This window comes from Kitasatospora sp. NPDC059599 (genome assembly GCF_042735125.1).
GTDB lineage: Bacteria > Actinomycetota > Actinomycetes > Streptomycetales > Streptomycetaceae > Kitasatospora.
In genome coordinates this window covers 5,992-19,107 of sequence record NZ_JBHWCL010000017.1, presented here as the reverse complement: position 1 = coordinate 19,107, position 13,116 = coordinate 5,992, and the positions used below count along the sequence as shown (strand labels likewise).

Here is a 13,116-nt window from a genome sequence, read left to right as displayed (position 1 = left end):
CGACTGGGCCTGGGATCCGTTCGGTGTTCGGGGCCGGGTCAGATCGACGAGTTGAAGGCCGCGACCGGCACGACGCCGGATCCCGTGCCTGGGAGGGCTCGGCGCAGCCGGGCGGCGAGTTCTTCCGCGCCCAGGGCGGCGAGTTCGGCGAGGTACGGGCGTTCCGGCGCCTCCTGAGTGTCAGTGAGGTTGCCGGCGGGCCTGGTGCTGGTTACCGGAGTCATATTCGTTTCCTTAGACGCGGTTAGGACCTGCCGAGTGCGGGTAGGCCACCCGGTTGCGACCAATGTAGTGCCAGCGCGGTCTCCGCGCGGCACCTTGCCTCCTCAAGTTGGGCTGCCCACCCGGTCGACGCCGTACCACGGCGCGCAGAGCCCCAATAATTCACCCGTTCAGCGGTCGCGCACTTCGCCATGGCGCACGCCGAAGCGCGTTGGCAGGGGCAGGTGTTCGAGCCTTTTCGCGCCCGCTCCCGAACGCGGGCGAGGCGGTGCGGTACCCGGCGACTCCGAACGGCCCAGTGCGCTCAGCCGCGGCGCCCGACCCGCCCGGTTCCACGGACGGGACGATCCGACTCCTCGGCGAAAGGCGACAACGGGAACCGCAACGCCGTCCACCGGGCGGTCGACCGCCTCGGACACACCGGGCCGTGGCCGCCCGGCACGACGGGCGAACTCCGACCGGCGCACGGGCCGTTCACGGATCAGTGATCACACCGGCGGCGCCTCCACGAAGATGTCCACCCGCCCGGCAGCGCCGGACACACCGGCGTCACGGCCGGCCCGGCTCAGCGCCAGATTGCCGAACGCCCCCCGGGTGTCCGGGTGGTCCGGTCCCAGCGTCCGCGCCAGCACCGCCGCCGCCTGCTCGTCGAGCTCCCGGGCGCCGTCCGGATCACCCACCGCCAGCAGCGAGTTGGCGTGGTTCAGCAGCGCCGCCCCGACATACCGGTGCTGCTCTCCCAGGTGCGCCCGCAGCCCCTCCAGCACCCGCCCGGACAGTTCCACGGCCTCCTCCGTACGGCCGTCCCGCCGCAGCAGCACCGCGAGGTTCCCGGCGGCGAGCAGGGTGGTCGGGTACTCCTCGCCGAGGTGGCTGCGGTGGTACTCGACCACCGCCCGGGCCAGCTCGACCGCCCGCCCGGTCCGGCCCAGCGCGGCGAGGTCGGCGGCGAGGTTCCCGGCGGCGGCGGCGGTCTCCGGGTGGTCGGCCCCGTGCCGGGCCAGCAGCCTGCGGTACGCCTCCTCGTCGGCCGCCCGTGCCTCCTCGTACCGGCCGAGCCGCAGCAGGACGCCGCCGAGGTGGCGAAGGCCCCGGCAGGTGCTGTCGTGGTCCTCGCCGAGGCTCGCGCGGGAGCGCTCGACGACGTCCGCGAACACCGCCCGGGACTCCTCGTACCGGCCGGCCTCCCGCAGGGCGCGGGCCCGGTTGAGTTCGGAGCCGAGGGTGTTCAGGGCGTCGGCACCGAGCTCCGCCCGCTGGCGGGCCAGGGCGGTCGAGTGCCGTTCGACGGCGCTGCCGAGGTCGCCGGCCAGGAAGTCGGAGAGGGCCAGGTTGTTGAGGATCATCATGGTGCGGAGGTGGTTCGGTCCGAGGACGCGCTCGGCGGCTTCCAGCGTCTGCCGGTCGAGCGCCTGCGCCTCGGTGTAGCGGCCGAGTTGGCGCAGGTCGCCACCGAGTCCGCCGGCTGCGGCGATGGTGTTCTCGTGGTCGGGGCCGAGCAGTTCGGTCAGTCGTTCCCACGCCTCCCGGTCGATCCGGTGCGCCTCCTGCGCGGCGCCCTGCAGCCGCAGCACGTTGCCGAGCTCGACCCGCATCAGCAGCGCCGCCGTTTCCTCGTCGGGCCAGTGCGCGAGCGCCTGCTCGGCCAGCTCACGCGCGGCGTCCAGCAGCCCGCGGTGGCGCTGGTAGCGGACCGTGTCGGTGATCCAGCGCCGCACCTGCGGATCGGTGCTCTCCACCGCCCCGGACGGCTCCAGGTGCGGCAGCAGCGCCGCGAACCCGGGCCAGTCCGCCGGCTTCTCCGGGGCTCCGGTGCCGACCGCCGCCAACGCCCCGTGCACGGCGGCCCGGACGGCCGGCCGGTCGGCCGCGGCCACCTGGTCGCGCAGCAGCGCCTGGACGATCCGGTGCACCCCGAGCGTCCCGCCCCCCTCGGCGTCGTAGCGGACCAGGCCGTACTGGTTGACGGTGCGCAGGATCTCCCCGATCGCCATCCGCTCGTCCTCGCCCTGCGGCGGCCTGATCGCCCGAACGGCCGGTTCGCAGTAGAACAGGTCGACGGGGATGGCGTCCGGCCCCAGGAAGCCGCACAGTTCCAGCAGTCGCATCGCCGGGGCGTTGATCCGGCGCAGGTCGGCGCCGGCGATCCGGGCCGTGGCGGCAGTGGCGGCAGTGGCGGTGGAGAACTCGCCGGGAACCGGTCGGTCCAGCACCTCGGTGAGGGCCTCGCCCAGCATGCGCAGGTACGTGGCGGCCGGCATCGGTGTCTCCTGCAGCCACCGCGCGGCCTGGCCGACGGCGAGCGGGAGGTCGCCGAGCAGTTCGGCGATGCGGTCGGCGTCGGCCGGCCGCATCGCCGGGTTGAACTGCCGCATCAGCTGCACGCTCTCGGCCCGGTCGAAGACCGCGACCTCCGCGCGGCCGGGGTGCCGTGCCCAGCGCCGGTTGCGCGAGGTCACCAGCACGTGCCCGTCGGCCGTTCCCGCGGGCAGCCAGCGGGCCAGCCGGTCCGGGTCTTCGGCGTTGTCGTAGACCAGGAGCCAGGGCCGGCCCGGTTGGGCCCGGTCGAGGTGGCGCAGCAGGTCGGCGGCGGCCCGCTGGACGTCGTCGTCGACGGTCAGCCCGAGCTTGGTGGCGAGGTCGGCGAGCTGCTGCGGGACGCCGGCCGGTTCCTCGGCCCGGATCCAGCACACGACGTCGTACGCGGCCGCGAAGCGGTGGGCGTACTCGGCGGCGGTCTGCGACTTGCCCACTCCGCCCATGCCGTACAGCACCTGGACGGAGCGGGCCTGACCGGGAGCCGTGAAGCCGTCCCGCAGGCGATCGAGCAGTCGGCCGCGGCCGGTGAAGGCCGGGTCGCGCGGTGGCAGCGTGTGCACCGGCGGGCGGCCGTCGGGGTAGCGGGCGGGCGGCGGGGCGGGCTCCTCCTCCGCCCCGACCCAGCGCCCGGCGCCGGGTGGCGGACCGATCAGCTCGAACAGTCGGGACTCCGCCTGCTCGGCGGGGCAGCCCGCGAGTCGGACCGCCGTCCCGACCGCGACCGGTCCGCCGTCGAACGGTTCCCCGTGGTCCCCGTCGAGCGGCTCCGCCGTCACCGACACCGCCAGCAGCGCGCCGTCCTCCCCCGCACGGAGCCGGCGCCACAACTCGCCCGCCCGGGGCAGCGCCAGGTACTCGGGCGACAGCAGTGCCAGCACCCGTCCGTCGCCCTCGGCGGGCCCGTCGGCCTCCGGGAGTGCGCCGGCGTCGTCCAGCGGCGTGGCCGCGCTGTGCAGGGAGGCCAGGTAGCCGAATCCGGCCATGGCGGCGGCTGCCCACTCCGCCCAGGGCCGGTCCCCGGGGGCGTAACTCACCTGCACCCGGCGGGACCTGGCCCGCCCGGGCCGCAGATAGGCGGCGTAGAGCCGACGGCGGACCCGGTCCGGGACGGGCGCGAGCTCCCGCACGCGCCCTTCGGTGAGCCAGTCCGCGAGCCGTTCGAAGGCGCCGAGCAGGCTGCGGTCCTGCCCGGGCCGGTCGACGACCGTCGCCGGCACCTCCTCGTAGGCGTAGAAGGGCTTGTAGGGCACCTCCACGTCCCGCCAGTACGCGTCCCGGCGTGCCGACCCGAGCCAGCGGTCCAGGTACGGCGCGAAGGCCTCGTGGGCGAGGTCGCGACCGGCGGCGAGCCCGGCTCGCTCCGTCTCCTCGACCCGCATCGGCACCGGGAGCACCCGGATCTCCCGGATGTCGGCCTCGGCGATGGCGCGGGCCGCGTCGACGCCGCCGCGGATGCTCTGGGCACCGAGGGTGAAGCAGTCGACGACGCTGTCGGGCATCAGTACGGTGCAGATGCCCGAGGTGTCGCTCACCCCGGTTCGACTGTCGATCAGCACGTAGTCGTACGAGCCGATCCATTGTTCCCGCAGCGTCGTCAGGAACTCCGCTCCCCGGACGTCCGCCCGGGTGTAGAAGCTCCGCCAGTTGAAACTGGTGACGGCCGCCGAGTAGGCCCCGTTCTGCCGCCCCGCCGGCATCAGGTCGAGTCGGCCGTCGGACGGCAGGTCGAGGGCGAGGCCGCACAGGTAGCCGTCGAGTCGGCCGGGCACGGTGAGCCACTCCCTCGGCCCGGCGGCGGGGGCGTCACCGGAGCGGGGCAGCGCCTGGTCGACGTAGGCGCGCAGCAGGTCGATCAGGCCCGGGGTGTCCCGCAGTTCGGGGTCGATCAGCAGCGGGTGGTAGTACCGGTGCAGGCCCGGGGCTTCGAGGTCCCAGTCGACCACCAGGACGCGCAGTCCCTGGCTGGCCAGGATCCAGCCGAGGTTGGCCAGGGCCATGGTCCGGCCGGTGCCGCCCTTGAAGGAGTAGAACGTGACGACCGAGCCGGTCGCCGGCGGGGCGGCGGTTCCGGCGTCTGCCAGTACGGCCTGGTCGGCGGTCATCGCTGCGGGTCTCCTTCACGCGGGTGGTCGGAAGCGGTTCCGGGCGGCCGGCTCGGCCGGGGCGGCAGGTCCTCCGCTTCCGACGGCGGCCAGGCCGGGATGGTCAGTCCAGGTATGCCCGCCGCCTCCGTACCGAGCCCGAACGACGCGCGGGCGGCAACCGGATCGGTGACGTCCTCCTCGTCCAACAGGCGGTTCTGCGCCACGGTCACGGCTCTGAGGAGTTCACTCTCGAAGCGTTCCCGGGTGACGTGCACCCGAAAGAGCGGCTCGGGTCCCGAACGGTGCAACCAGTTGCGCGGGAACACCGCGCGCACCCCGCCCCACAGGTGCGCGCGGGCCGGCCCCTCGGGCGGGTCGTCGGTGCCGGCGGGCACCAGCACTCCGGTGACCGGGTGGTTCTGGCCGTCGTACTCGCGCAGTGCCTGCCGGTACGGCTCCCGCCCCGCCGTCCACGGGTCCACCAGCAGCAGGCTGACCTGGTTGTTCTCCCGGGCCTGGTCCAGGTCGGCGACGAGGCCGGGCCCGACCTCGTCCAGGGTCGTGATGTGGCCGGCCCCGGTGATCACCTGCTGGGCGCGCGCGACCAGCGAGGGCATCCTCGGCGGGTGGTAGGGCGCCCAGTCCCAGGGCTGCGGGCCGTACCAGCCGCCGCGGTACGGCCCCTGCGGCGCGGGGGCACCCGGCCGCGCCCGGTCTGCCGCCACGAACAGCCGGACCAGGCCGGTCCGGGTCGGCGCCGGGTCGGCGGCGGGCAGCGGGAAGCAGCCCTCCACCGCGCCGAGGTCCAGCGCTGTCAGCGCCGTGACCGGCCGCACCACGGCTTCGCGCACCCGCTCGGCGATGACCCGGACCACCCTCAGGTAGTCCGGCCCGTACGGCGCCGCGCGCAGCAGTGCGTGCAGCCCTCCGGCGGCGTAGTCCTCGCCCATGTCGTGCTGGACGTACTGGATCCGCCGCACTTCGGCGGGCAGCTCCTGCGACGGCGGCTCCCACAGCACCGGGATCAGCGCCGGAACCACCTCCCCGGTCAACTCCCGGTGCCGACCGACCCGTTCGTGGAAGGCCGTCCACTCCTTGCCGCAGTACGGGCTCTCGAAGTAGGCCGGGGAGTACAGCGCCACCATGCTGCGGCAGGAGGCGAGCATTCCGGAGAGCTGTCGCTCCCAGTCGTCGCCGACGCGCAGCCATTCGGTGTCGCGGTAGCCGAGTTCGGCGGCGCCGACCGTGGGCTCGATCCGGGCGAGTTCGTCCTTGAGGTCGTGGAAGAACTGATCGACGAAGGCACCGCCGGCGAGGTGGTCCCGCCGCGCGTAACTGAAGAAGAACAAGGGCTCCACGGCACCCCCCGGTCGGCCGACGTGGCTACCGTACCGGGGGTTGGGGAAAGCCGTGGCGGAGGCGGCGCATCCGGCCCGACGGCCGGTGACGGCAAGGGTCCGACCGGTCAGATGGCGGACTGGAACCGCATCACCGACGCGGTGCCGGGGCCTTCGCCGACGAGGCCGACCCGGCGCATCAGCCGTCCGACGGCCTCGGGCGTGCAGCGGGCCAGGAGCTCGTCGAGCGAGGGTCCGGAGCGGTCGGGATCCGGTTCGGCGGACGGGAGTTCGACAGCGGCATCGGATCCGGTGATCGCGGCCTCACGCATCTGAAGTCCGAGCCCCTTCGGAGACGGGTGGATCGGGCCCCACCTACCTACCCGCGTGCGCCGGAGTCATCCGGCGTACGGCGCGCCGACCCCCGGCGATCACGGGCAGAGCCGCTCCACCCGCCACCCCGTCGGGCTCGTCGGGTCGGCGAGGTAGCGGAGCCGGTCGTGCAGGCGGTTCTCGCGCCCCTGCCAGAACTCGACGGTCTCCGGGATCACCCGGTACCCGCCCCAGAACGGCGGGACGGGCACGCCCTCGCCCTCCGGGTAGCGGCGTTCCAGTTCGGCGTAGCGCCGTTCGAGGACCTCGCGCCCGTCGACGGGGCTGGACTGCTCGCTGGCCCAGGCGCCCAGTTGGGAGCCGTGCGGGCGGGTGCGGAAGTAGGCGGCGGTCTCGTCCCGGCCGACCTTCTCCACCCGGCCCTGGACGATGATCTGGCGGGCGAGCGCGATCCACGGGAAGAGCAGCGCGGCGTGCGGGTTGGCGGCGAGTTCGGAGCCTTTGCGGGAGCCGTAGTTGGTGAAGAACACGAAGCCGCGCGCGTCGTAGCCCTTGAGCAGGACGGTGCGCGAGTTGGGCCGGCCGTCGGCGTCGGCGGTGGAGAGCACCATCGCGTTGGGTTCGGTCACTCCGGCGTCGTCCGCGTCGTGGAACCAGTGGGTGAACTGGCCGATCGGGTCGGGCGCGAGCTGTTCCTCGACCAGGCCCTCGTGGACGTAGTGCTCGCGCATCACGGTGGGGTCCGGGCCGGGGCGGGCCGCGCCGGACGGGGTCCGGGTGGCGGGGCTCGGGGGCGTCGACTGGGCGCGTTCCGGGGTCTGCACGCCAACATCATCCCGTACGACAAGCGGCCGGCACCGCTACCTCCGGACAAACCGCGGTGGGAGATAAGGTGACTCGCCACCGCTTGGCCGACCGTCGTACGGGGAATTGTCCGGAACCGGGTGCCTGGTTCCGTGTTTTCTCCCGGGCACGACCGACCCTCGACGGAAAAGTCAAGCGGGCACGGGGCGAACATCACCACGGTGGTGTATGGCGCAATGCACCCCGTGCCTGTCACTCTGGCACCCAGTGCCAACCACGATTCGGTCACTGGCGCGCCGCCCCACCACGGCGGAGCGCCGATCACAGAACTGAAGGAGCCGTCGCATGTCCGATTTCGTACCCGGGCTTGAGGGAGTCGTCGCGTTCGAGAGCGAGATCGCCGAGCCCGACCGTGAAGGCGGCGCCCTGCGGTACCGCGGTGTCGACATCGACGACCTGGTCGGCAACGTCTCCTTCGGCCACGTCTGGGGCCTGCTGGTCGACGGCAAGTTCAACCCCGGGCTGCCGGCCGCCGAGCCGTTCCCGATCCCGGTGCACTCCGGTGACATCCGGGTCGACGTGCAGTCCGCCCTCGCCATGCTCGCCCCGGTCTGGGGCCTCAAGCCGCTGCTGGACATCTCCGCCGAGCAGGCGCGCGACGACCTCGCCCGCGCCGCCGTGATGGCCCTGTCCTACGTCGCCCAGTCCGCCCGCGGCCAGGGCCTGCCGATGGTCCCGCAGAGCGAGATCGACAAGGCCGAGACGGTCGTCGAGCGGTTCATGATCCGCTGGCGGGGCGAGCCGGACCCGAAGCACGTCAAGGCCGTCGACGCCTACTGGACCTCGGCCGCCGAGCACGGCATGAACGCCTCCACGTTCACCGCCCGGGTCATCGCGTCCACCGGCGCGGACGTGGCGGCCGCCCTGTCCGGTGCGGTCGGCGCGATGTCCGGCCCGCTGCACGGCGGCGCGCCCTCCCGCGTGCTCGGCATGATCGAGGAGATCGAGCGCACCGGCGACGCCACCGCGTGGGTCAAGAACGCCCTGGACAAGGGCGAGCGCCTGATGGGCTTCGGCCACCGCGTCTACCGCGCCGAGGACCCGCGCGCCCGCGTGCTGCGCCGCACGGCCAAGGAGCTCGGCGCGCCGCGCTTCGAGGTCGCCGAGGCGCTGGAGAAGGCCGCGCTGGAGGAGCTGCACAACCGCCGCCCCGACCGCGTGCTGGCCACCAACGTCGAGTTCTGGGCCGCGATCATGCTGGACTTCGCCGAGGTTCCGGCCCACATGTTCACGTCGATGTTCACCTGCGCCCGCACCGCCGGCTGGTCGGCGCACATCCTGGAGCAGAAGCGCACGGGCCGGCTCGTGCGCCCCTCCGCGCGCTACATCGGCCCCGGCCCGCGCCGCCCCGAGGCGATCGAGGGCTGGGACGCCATCGGTCACTGACCGCACCGGACGTACGTCCGAACAGTGCCTCTGAGCAGCGGGTCCGGTCTCGACCGGGCCCGCTGTCGGCGTCTCCGAGCAGCCAAGATCACAGTCTCAGCGGGCGGACGACCGTACCCCCGCCCGGTGCCCGGCCGGTAGGCTGCGCGCGTGGCTCAGATCCGGATCCCCGCTGACATCAAGCCCGCAGACGGCCGTTTCGGCTGCGGACCGTCCAAGGTGCGCCCCGAGGCCCTGAGTGCCCTCGCCGCCACCCAGACCTCCCTGCTCGGCACCTCCCACCGCCAGGCCCCGGTCAAGAACCTGGTCAAGCGCGTGCGCGAGGGCGTGAGCAGCCTCTTCTCGCTCCCCGAGGACTACCAGGTGGTGCTCGGCAACGGCGGCTCCACCGCCTTCTGGGACATCGCCGCCTTCGGCCTGGTCCGGGAGAAGTCCCAGCACCTGGACTTCGGCGAGTTCTCCTCGAAGTTCGGCTCCTCGGTCAAGGCCGCGCCGTGGCTCGGCGAGCCGAGCGTGATCAAGTCCGCCCCGGGCACCCACCCGCTGCCGGTCGCCGAGGCCGGCGTGGACGTCTACGGACTCACCCACAACGAGACCTCGACCGGCGTCGCGATGCCGATCAGGCGCCCGGTGGGCGCGGACGAGGGCTCGCTGGTCCTGGTGGACGCCACCTCGGGCGCCGGCGGCCTGCCGGTGGACATCACCGAGACGGACGTCTACTACTTCGCCCCGCAGAAGTCCTTCGCCTCCGAGGGCGGCCTGTGGCTGGCCACCTTCTCCCCGGCCGCCCTGGAGCGCGCCGCCGAGATCGCCTCCTCCGGCCGCTACGTTCCGCCGTTCTTCTCGCTGCCGACGGCCATCGACAACTCGTCGAAGGACCAGACGTACAACACCCCGTCGATCTCCACGCTCTTCCTGCTGGCCGACCAGCTGGAGTGGCTGAACGGCAACGGCGGGCTGGACTGGGCCGTCGCCCGGACGGCCGACTCCTCGTCCCGGCTGTACGGCTGGGCCGAGAAGTCCTCCTTCGCCACCCCGTTCGTGGCGAACCCGGCCGAGCGCTCCCAGGTGGTCGGCACCATCGACTTCGACGAGTCGGTGGACGCCGCCGCGGTCGCCAAGGCACTGCGTGCCAACGGCATCGTGGACACCGAGCCGTACCGCAAGCTGGGCCGCAACCAGCTGCGCATCGCGATGTTCCCGGCGATCGACCCGGCGGACGTCGAGGCGCTCACCCACTGCATCGACTACGTGGTCGAGCAGCTCTGAGCACCCGCTGAGGCATGCGTGAGGGCCACCACCCACCCGGGGTGGTGGCCCTCACGGCCGTTCGGGGCGGGGCCGGGCCCGGACCGGGCAGGGGCCGCCGTCGGCCACCGGCCCGTCGGCCGACCCCGGCATACGGCCCCGGCGGCCGACCCCGGCAACCGCGCCCGGCAGGCGTGCCCGCCGGGCGGCCTCAGCGACCGGCGAGTGAGCTGAACAGCACGACGATCAGCAGCAGCACCAGCGTGCCGGAGACGATGCGCATACGAGTCTTGGGATCCACGGTCAACGAGAGTACCTCCGCCGTCCGCGCCGCCGGACGGCGAGGGCGCCCGGGGGCTCAGTCCCGGTCGGCCAGCGCCCAGGATCCCAGTGACTCGTAGTGCGCGAAGCCGCCGTCCAGGTCGCTCTTCATCAGGTGCAGCTCGGCGGCCTCCCACTCCGGCCCCCGGTAGTCCGCCAGCGCCGCCGCCAGGCCTTCCAGCTCGGCCGCCGCGACCCGTTGGACGGCGCGCCGGTGGCCGCGGGTGGAGCCGGCCCGGGCGAGGGTGAGGTGCGGGTGGAAGGCGAAGGTGTCGGCCGGTTCCCCGACCACCTCGGCGGTGGCCTCGGCGACGGCCTCGGCCAGCCGGCGCAGCTCCCGGGTCCGCCCCTCGACGCCGGCCCACAGCACCCGGTCGCCGAACCGCCCGGCGCCCGCGATGCGCAGCCGGTGCGCCGGGTGCACCCCGGCGACGGCGGCCAGGGCCTCCTCCAGCTCGGGCAGCCGCTCGGCGGGGACCGCACCGAGGAAGGCCAGGGTGAGGTGCCAGCCGGCGACGGTGGTCCAGCGCAGCCGGTCCGCCCCGGGCAGCCCGCGCACCGGCGCGACCGCGTCGGACAGCCCCTGCAACGCCTCGGCCGGCGGGAGCACCGCCACGAAGAGCCTCATGGGCCCATCCTCCCGCGCGGAGCGCCCGGTGCGGACCCCGGCGGCCTCGAGGGGCTCCTACGGCTCCTGCGACCCCTGCCGCCGCTCCGCCCCCTACGGCCCCGGCGACCGCTCCGCCCCTGCGGGGGCGGTCCCCGGCAGCGCCGTCTTCCCACCCGCGCGGCATTGGGCTAGAACGGGTCCGTGATCGATTCCAGCAGCTTGAAGATCCGCACCGGAGGCCCCGAGGACGTCCCGGACATCCTCGCCCTGCTCGACGGCGCCGTGGCCTGGCTGGCCGGCCGGGACCGCACCGGCCAGTGGGGCGACCAGCCGTTCAGCACCACGCCCGAGCGGGTCGAGCACGTCGAGCGGTACGGCCGCGAGCCGTTCCTGATCCGCCTCGCCGTGGACGGCGGGGGCCGTACGGTCGGCTCCTGCGTGCTGTCCGAGGAGTGCGGCTCGTACGTCCCGGCCGTGGACGAGCGCGAGCTGTTCGTCCGCAACCTGGTCACGGACCGCACCCGCAAGGGCTCGGGCATCGGCGCCGCGCTGATCGCCGACGCGGTCGAGGAGGCCCGGCGGCGCGGCATCGGCCTGCTGCGGGTCGACTGCTACGGCGGCGCCGACCGCAAGCTCGTCGCCCAGTACCGGGCGCTCGGCTTCACCGAGACCGAGGGCTTCGAGGTCGAGCAGCCGGGCGGCGTCTGGCCCGGCCAGGTCCTCGCCATCCGGCTCTGACGTCGGGAACCCCCCGGGGCGGGCCCGGGGGGTTCGACGTCACGTCAGCAGGCTGCGGCCAGCTGGGACTTGCGCGTCGGCGCGGTGCGCGGCACGACGGCGACCACGCGGCCGCCGCGGCCCGGGTGCAGGTCGAAGCGCACCCGCAGGTCCGCGCTGCGGGCCAGCACCAGGCCGACCACGGCGGCGGCCAGCGCGGACACCAGTCCGCAGGCCAGCAGGCCGGTCCGGGGCCCGTACGAGGCGGTCACCCAGCCGACGACCGGGGCGCCGATCGGCGTGCCGCCGGTGAAGACCAGCACCAGCAGGCCCATCACCCGGCCGCGCATCGCGGGGTCGGTGGCCAGCTGCAGCATCGAGTTGACCGAGGTGTTGAAGCTCAGCCCGAAGACCCCGATCAGCGTCAGCAGCAGCGCGAAGGTCCAGTAGCCGGGTGCGAAGGCGGCGGTCACCTCCAGCGCGCCGAAGGCCAGCGCCGCGACGACGAGCCGGCGCAGCCTCGGCGCGCCCCGGCGGGCGGCGAGCAGCGCGCCGGCCAGCGAGCCGACCGCCATCGCGGTGTTCAGCAGGCCGTACTGGCCGGCACCGACCTTGAACGTGTCGTGGGCGAATCCGGCGAGCAGCGTCGGGAAGTTGAAGCCGAAGGTCCCGATGAAACCGGCCAGCACCATCGGCCAGAGCAGTTCGGGCCGCTCCTTCACGTACCGCAGGCCCTCGCGCAGCTGCCCCTTCTCGCGGGCGATCGGCTCGGTCGGGCGCAGTTCGCCCTCCCGCATCGCGAGCAGTCCGCCGATCACGGCCACGAAGGACAGCGCGTTGACCGCGAAGGCCCAGCCGCTGCCGACCGCGGCGATCAGCAGGCCCGCGACGGCGGGGCCGACCAGGCGGGCGGTCTGGAAGTTGGCGGCGTTCAGGCTGACCGCGTTGGCGAGGTCCTTGGGCCCGACCATCTCGGAGACGAAGGCCTGCCGGGTCGGGTTGTCCACCACGGTGACCAGGCCGAGCAGCAGGGCGAAGGCGTACACGTAGTAGGGCGTCACCACGCCGCCGACGGTCAGCACGGCGAGTCCCGCGGCCAGCAGGCCCATCGCGCCCTGGGTGTAGATCAGTAGCCGGCGCTTGGGCATCCGGTCGGCGAGCACGCCGCCGAAGAGGCCGAGCAGCAGCATCGGCAGGAACTGCATGGCGGTGGTGATGCCGACCGCGAGCGGGCTGCCGGTGAGGCTCAGCACCAGCCAGTCCTGGGCGATCCGCTGCATCCAGGTACCGGTGTTGGACACCACCTGGCCGGCGAAGTAGTAGCGGTAGTTGCGAACACGCAGGGAGGAGAACATCCCCCCGGGCCTGGTGAAGCGGGCGCCTGTCGGGGATGCGGCCGGGTGGGTCCGGCCCTGAGCGGCGGAGTCCGCCGCGGTGCGTTCGTCGGGGTCGTCGTCGCCGCTGCCGGGCAGCCCCGTGGGGGCGGGTGCCTGGGCGTCGGCGGCCCCGGCGCGGTCCGCGGCGGGGTCGTTGGTCGGGTCGTCGGTACGGATGGCGGCGGCGCTGGCTGCGGCCGGCGGTGTCACTGTGGTCTCCCCTCGCGGCGGGGGGGGCGCCCGGGAGGGGCGCGCGCAGCACCAGGAGCTGTTGAGGTAAAAATAAAATATAAGAAACA

10 protein-coding genes are annotated in these 13,116 nt (G+C 73.8%); 3 read left to right on the top strand and 7 right to left on the bottom strand.

What is annotated here, in order from left to right:
- Nucleotides 1-38: 38 nt before the first annotated feature.
- From fxsA to pdxH, 5 genes are all read right to left on the bottom strand, one after another.
- Complete coding sequence (gene fxsA / locus ACFV04_RS09130) at nt 39-224, bottom strand: FxSxx-COOH cyclophane-containing RiPP peptide (RefSeq protein WP_380344668.1); 186 nt, start codon at nt 222-224, stop codon at nt 39-41.
- A gap of 486 nt (nt 225-710) precedes the next feature.
- Nucleotides 711-4,643, bottom strand: a complete 3,933-nt coding sequence (gene fxsT, locus ACFV04_RS09125) for an FxSxx-COOH system tetratricopeptide repeat protein (RefSeq protein WP_380527841.1) — start codon at nt 4,641-4,643, stop codon at nt 711-713.
- Nucleotides 4,640-5,974 carry a TIR-like protein FxsC gene (locus ACFV04_RS09120; RefSeq protein ID WP_380527838.1) on the bottom strand — a complete coding sequence of 445 codons (1,335 nt, stop codon included), beginning with the start codon at nt 5,972-5,974 and terminating at the stop codon, nt 4,640-4,642. The genes fxsT and ACFV04_RS09120 overlap by 4 nt, the downstream gene beginning before the upstream one ends.
- Nucleotides 5,975-6,090: 116 nt before the next feature.
- Entirely contained in the window at nt 6,091-6,294 is a 204-nt protein-coding gene (locus ACFV04_RS09115) for a hypothetical protein (RefSeq protein ID WP_380344676.1), read from the bottom strand.
- A gap of 99 nt (nt 6,295-6,393) precedes the next feature.
- Entirely contained in the window at nt 6,394-7,026 is a 633-nt protein-coding gene (gene pdxH, locus ACFV04_RS09110) for a pyridoxamine 5'-phosphate oxidase (RefSeq protein ID WP_380344687.1), read from the bottom strand.
- Between the two features lie 418 nt (nt 7,027-7,444).
- On the opposite strand from pdxH, the gene ACFV04_RS09105 reads away from it, so the two are divergent.
- Complete coding sequence (locus tag ACFV04_RS09105; protein ID WP_360257136.1) at nt 7,445-8,545, top strand: citrate synthase 2; 1,101 nt, start codon at nt 7,445-7,447, stop codon at nt 8,543-8,545.
- A gap of 150 nt (nt 8,546-8,695) precedes the next feature.
- Complete coding sequence (gene serC / locus ACFV04_RS09100) at nt 8,696-9,814, top strand: phosphoserine transaminase (RefSeq protein ID WP_380527836.1); 1,119 nt, start codon at nt 8,696-8,698, stop codon at nt 9,812-9,814.
- Between the two features lie 337 nt (nt 9,815-10,151).
- Here serC and thpR read toward each other — a convergent pair whose 3' ends face one another.
- A complete protein-coding gene (gene thpR, locus ACFV04_RS09095; protein WP_380527834.1) occupies nt 10,152-10,742 on the bottom strand; it encodes an RNA 2',3'-cyclic phosphodiesterase in 591 nt (196 codons plus the stop codon).
- Between the two features lie 183 nt (nt 10,743-10,925).
- On the opposite strand from thpR, the gene ACFV04_RS09090 reads away from it, so the two are divergent.
- Nucleotides 10,926-11,462, top strand: a complete 537-nt coding sequence (locus ACFV04_RS09090; RefSeq protein WP_360257143.1) for a GNAT family N-acetyltransferase — start codon at nt 10,926-10,928, stop codon at nt 11,460-11,462.
- Between the two features lie 44 nt (nt 11,463-11,506).
- Here ACFV04_RS09090 and ACFV04_RS09085 read toward each other — a convergent pair whose 3' ends face one another.
- A complete protein-coding gene (locus ACFV04_RS09085; protein WP_380347273.1) occupies nt 11,507-13,027 on the bottom strand; it encodes an MFS transporter in 1,521 nt (506 codons plus the stop codon).
- Between the last annotated feature and the right edge of the window lie 89 nt (nt 13,028-13,116).

Coding starts and splice junctions, on each gene's coding strand:
- fxsT (WP_380527841.1), bottom strand. CDS start 4,643: ATGACCGCCGACCAGGCCGTACTGGCAGACGCCGGAACCGCCGCCCCG.
- thpR (WP_380527834.1), bottom strand. CDS start 10,742: ATGAGGCTCTTCGTGGCGGTGCTCCCGCCGGCCGAGGCGTTGCAGGGG.
- fxsA (WP_380344668.1), bottom strand. CDS start 224: ATGACTCCGGTAACCAGCACCAGGCCCGCCGGCAACCTCACTGACACT.
- ACFV04_RS09105 (WP_360257136.1), top strand. CDS start 7,445: ATGTCCGATTTCGTACCCGGGCTTGAGGGAGTCGTCGCGTTCGAGAGC.
- pdxH (WP_380344687.1), bottom strand. CDS start 7,026: ATGCGCGAGCACTACGTCCACGAGGGCCTGGTCGAGGAACAGCTCGCG.
- ACFV04_RS09115 (WP_380344676.1), bottom strand. CDS start 6,294: ATGCGTGAGGCCGCGATCACCGGATCCGATGCCGCTGTCGAACTCCCG.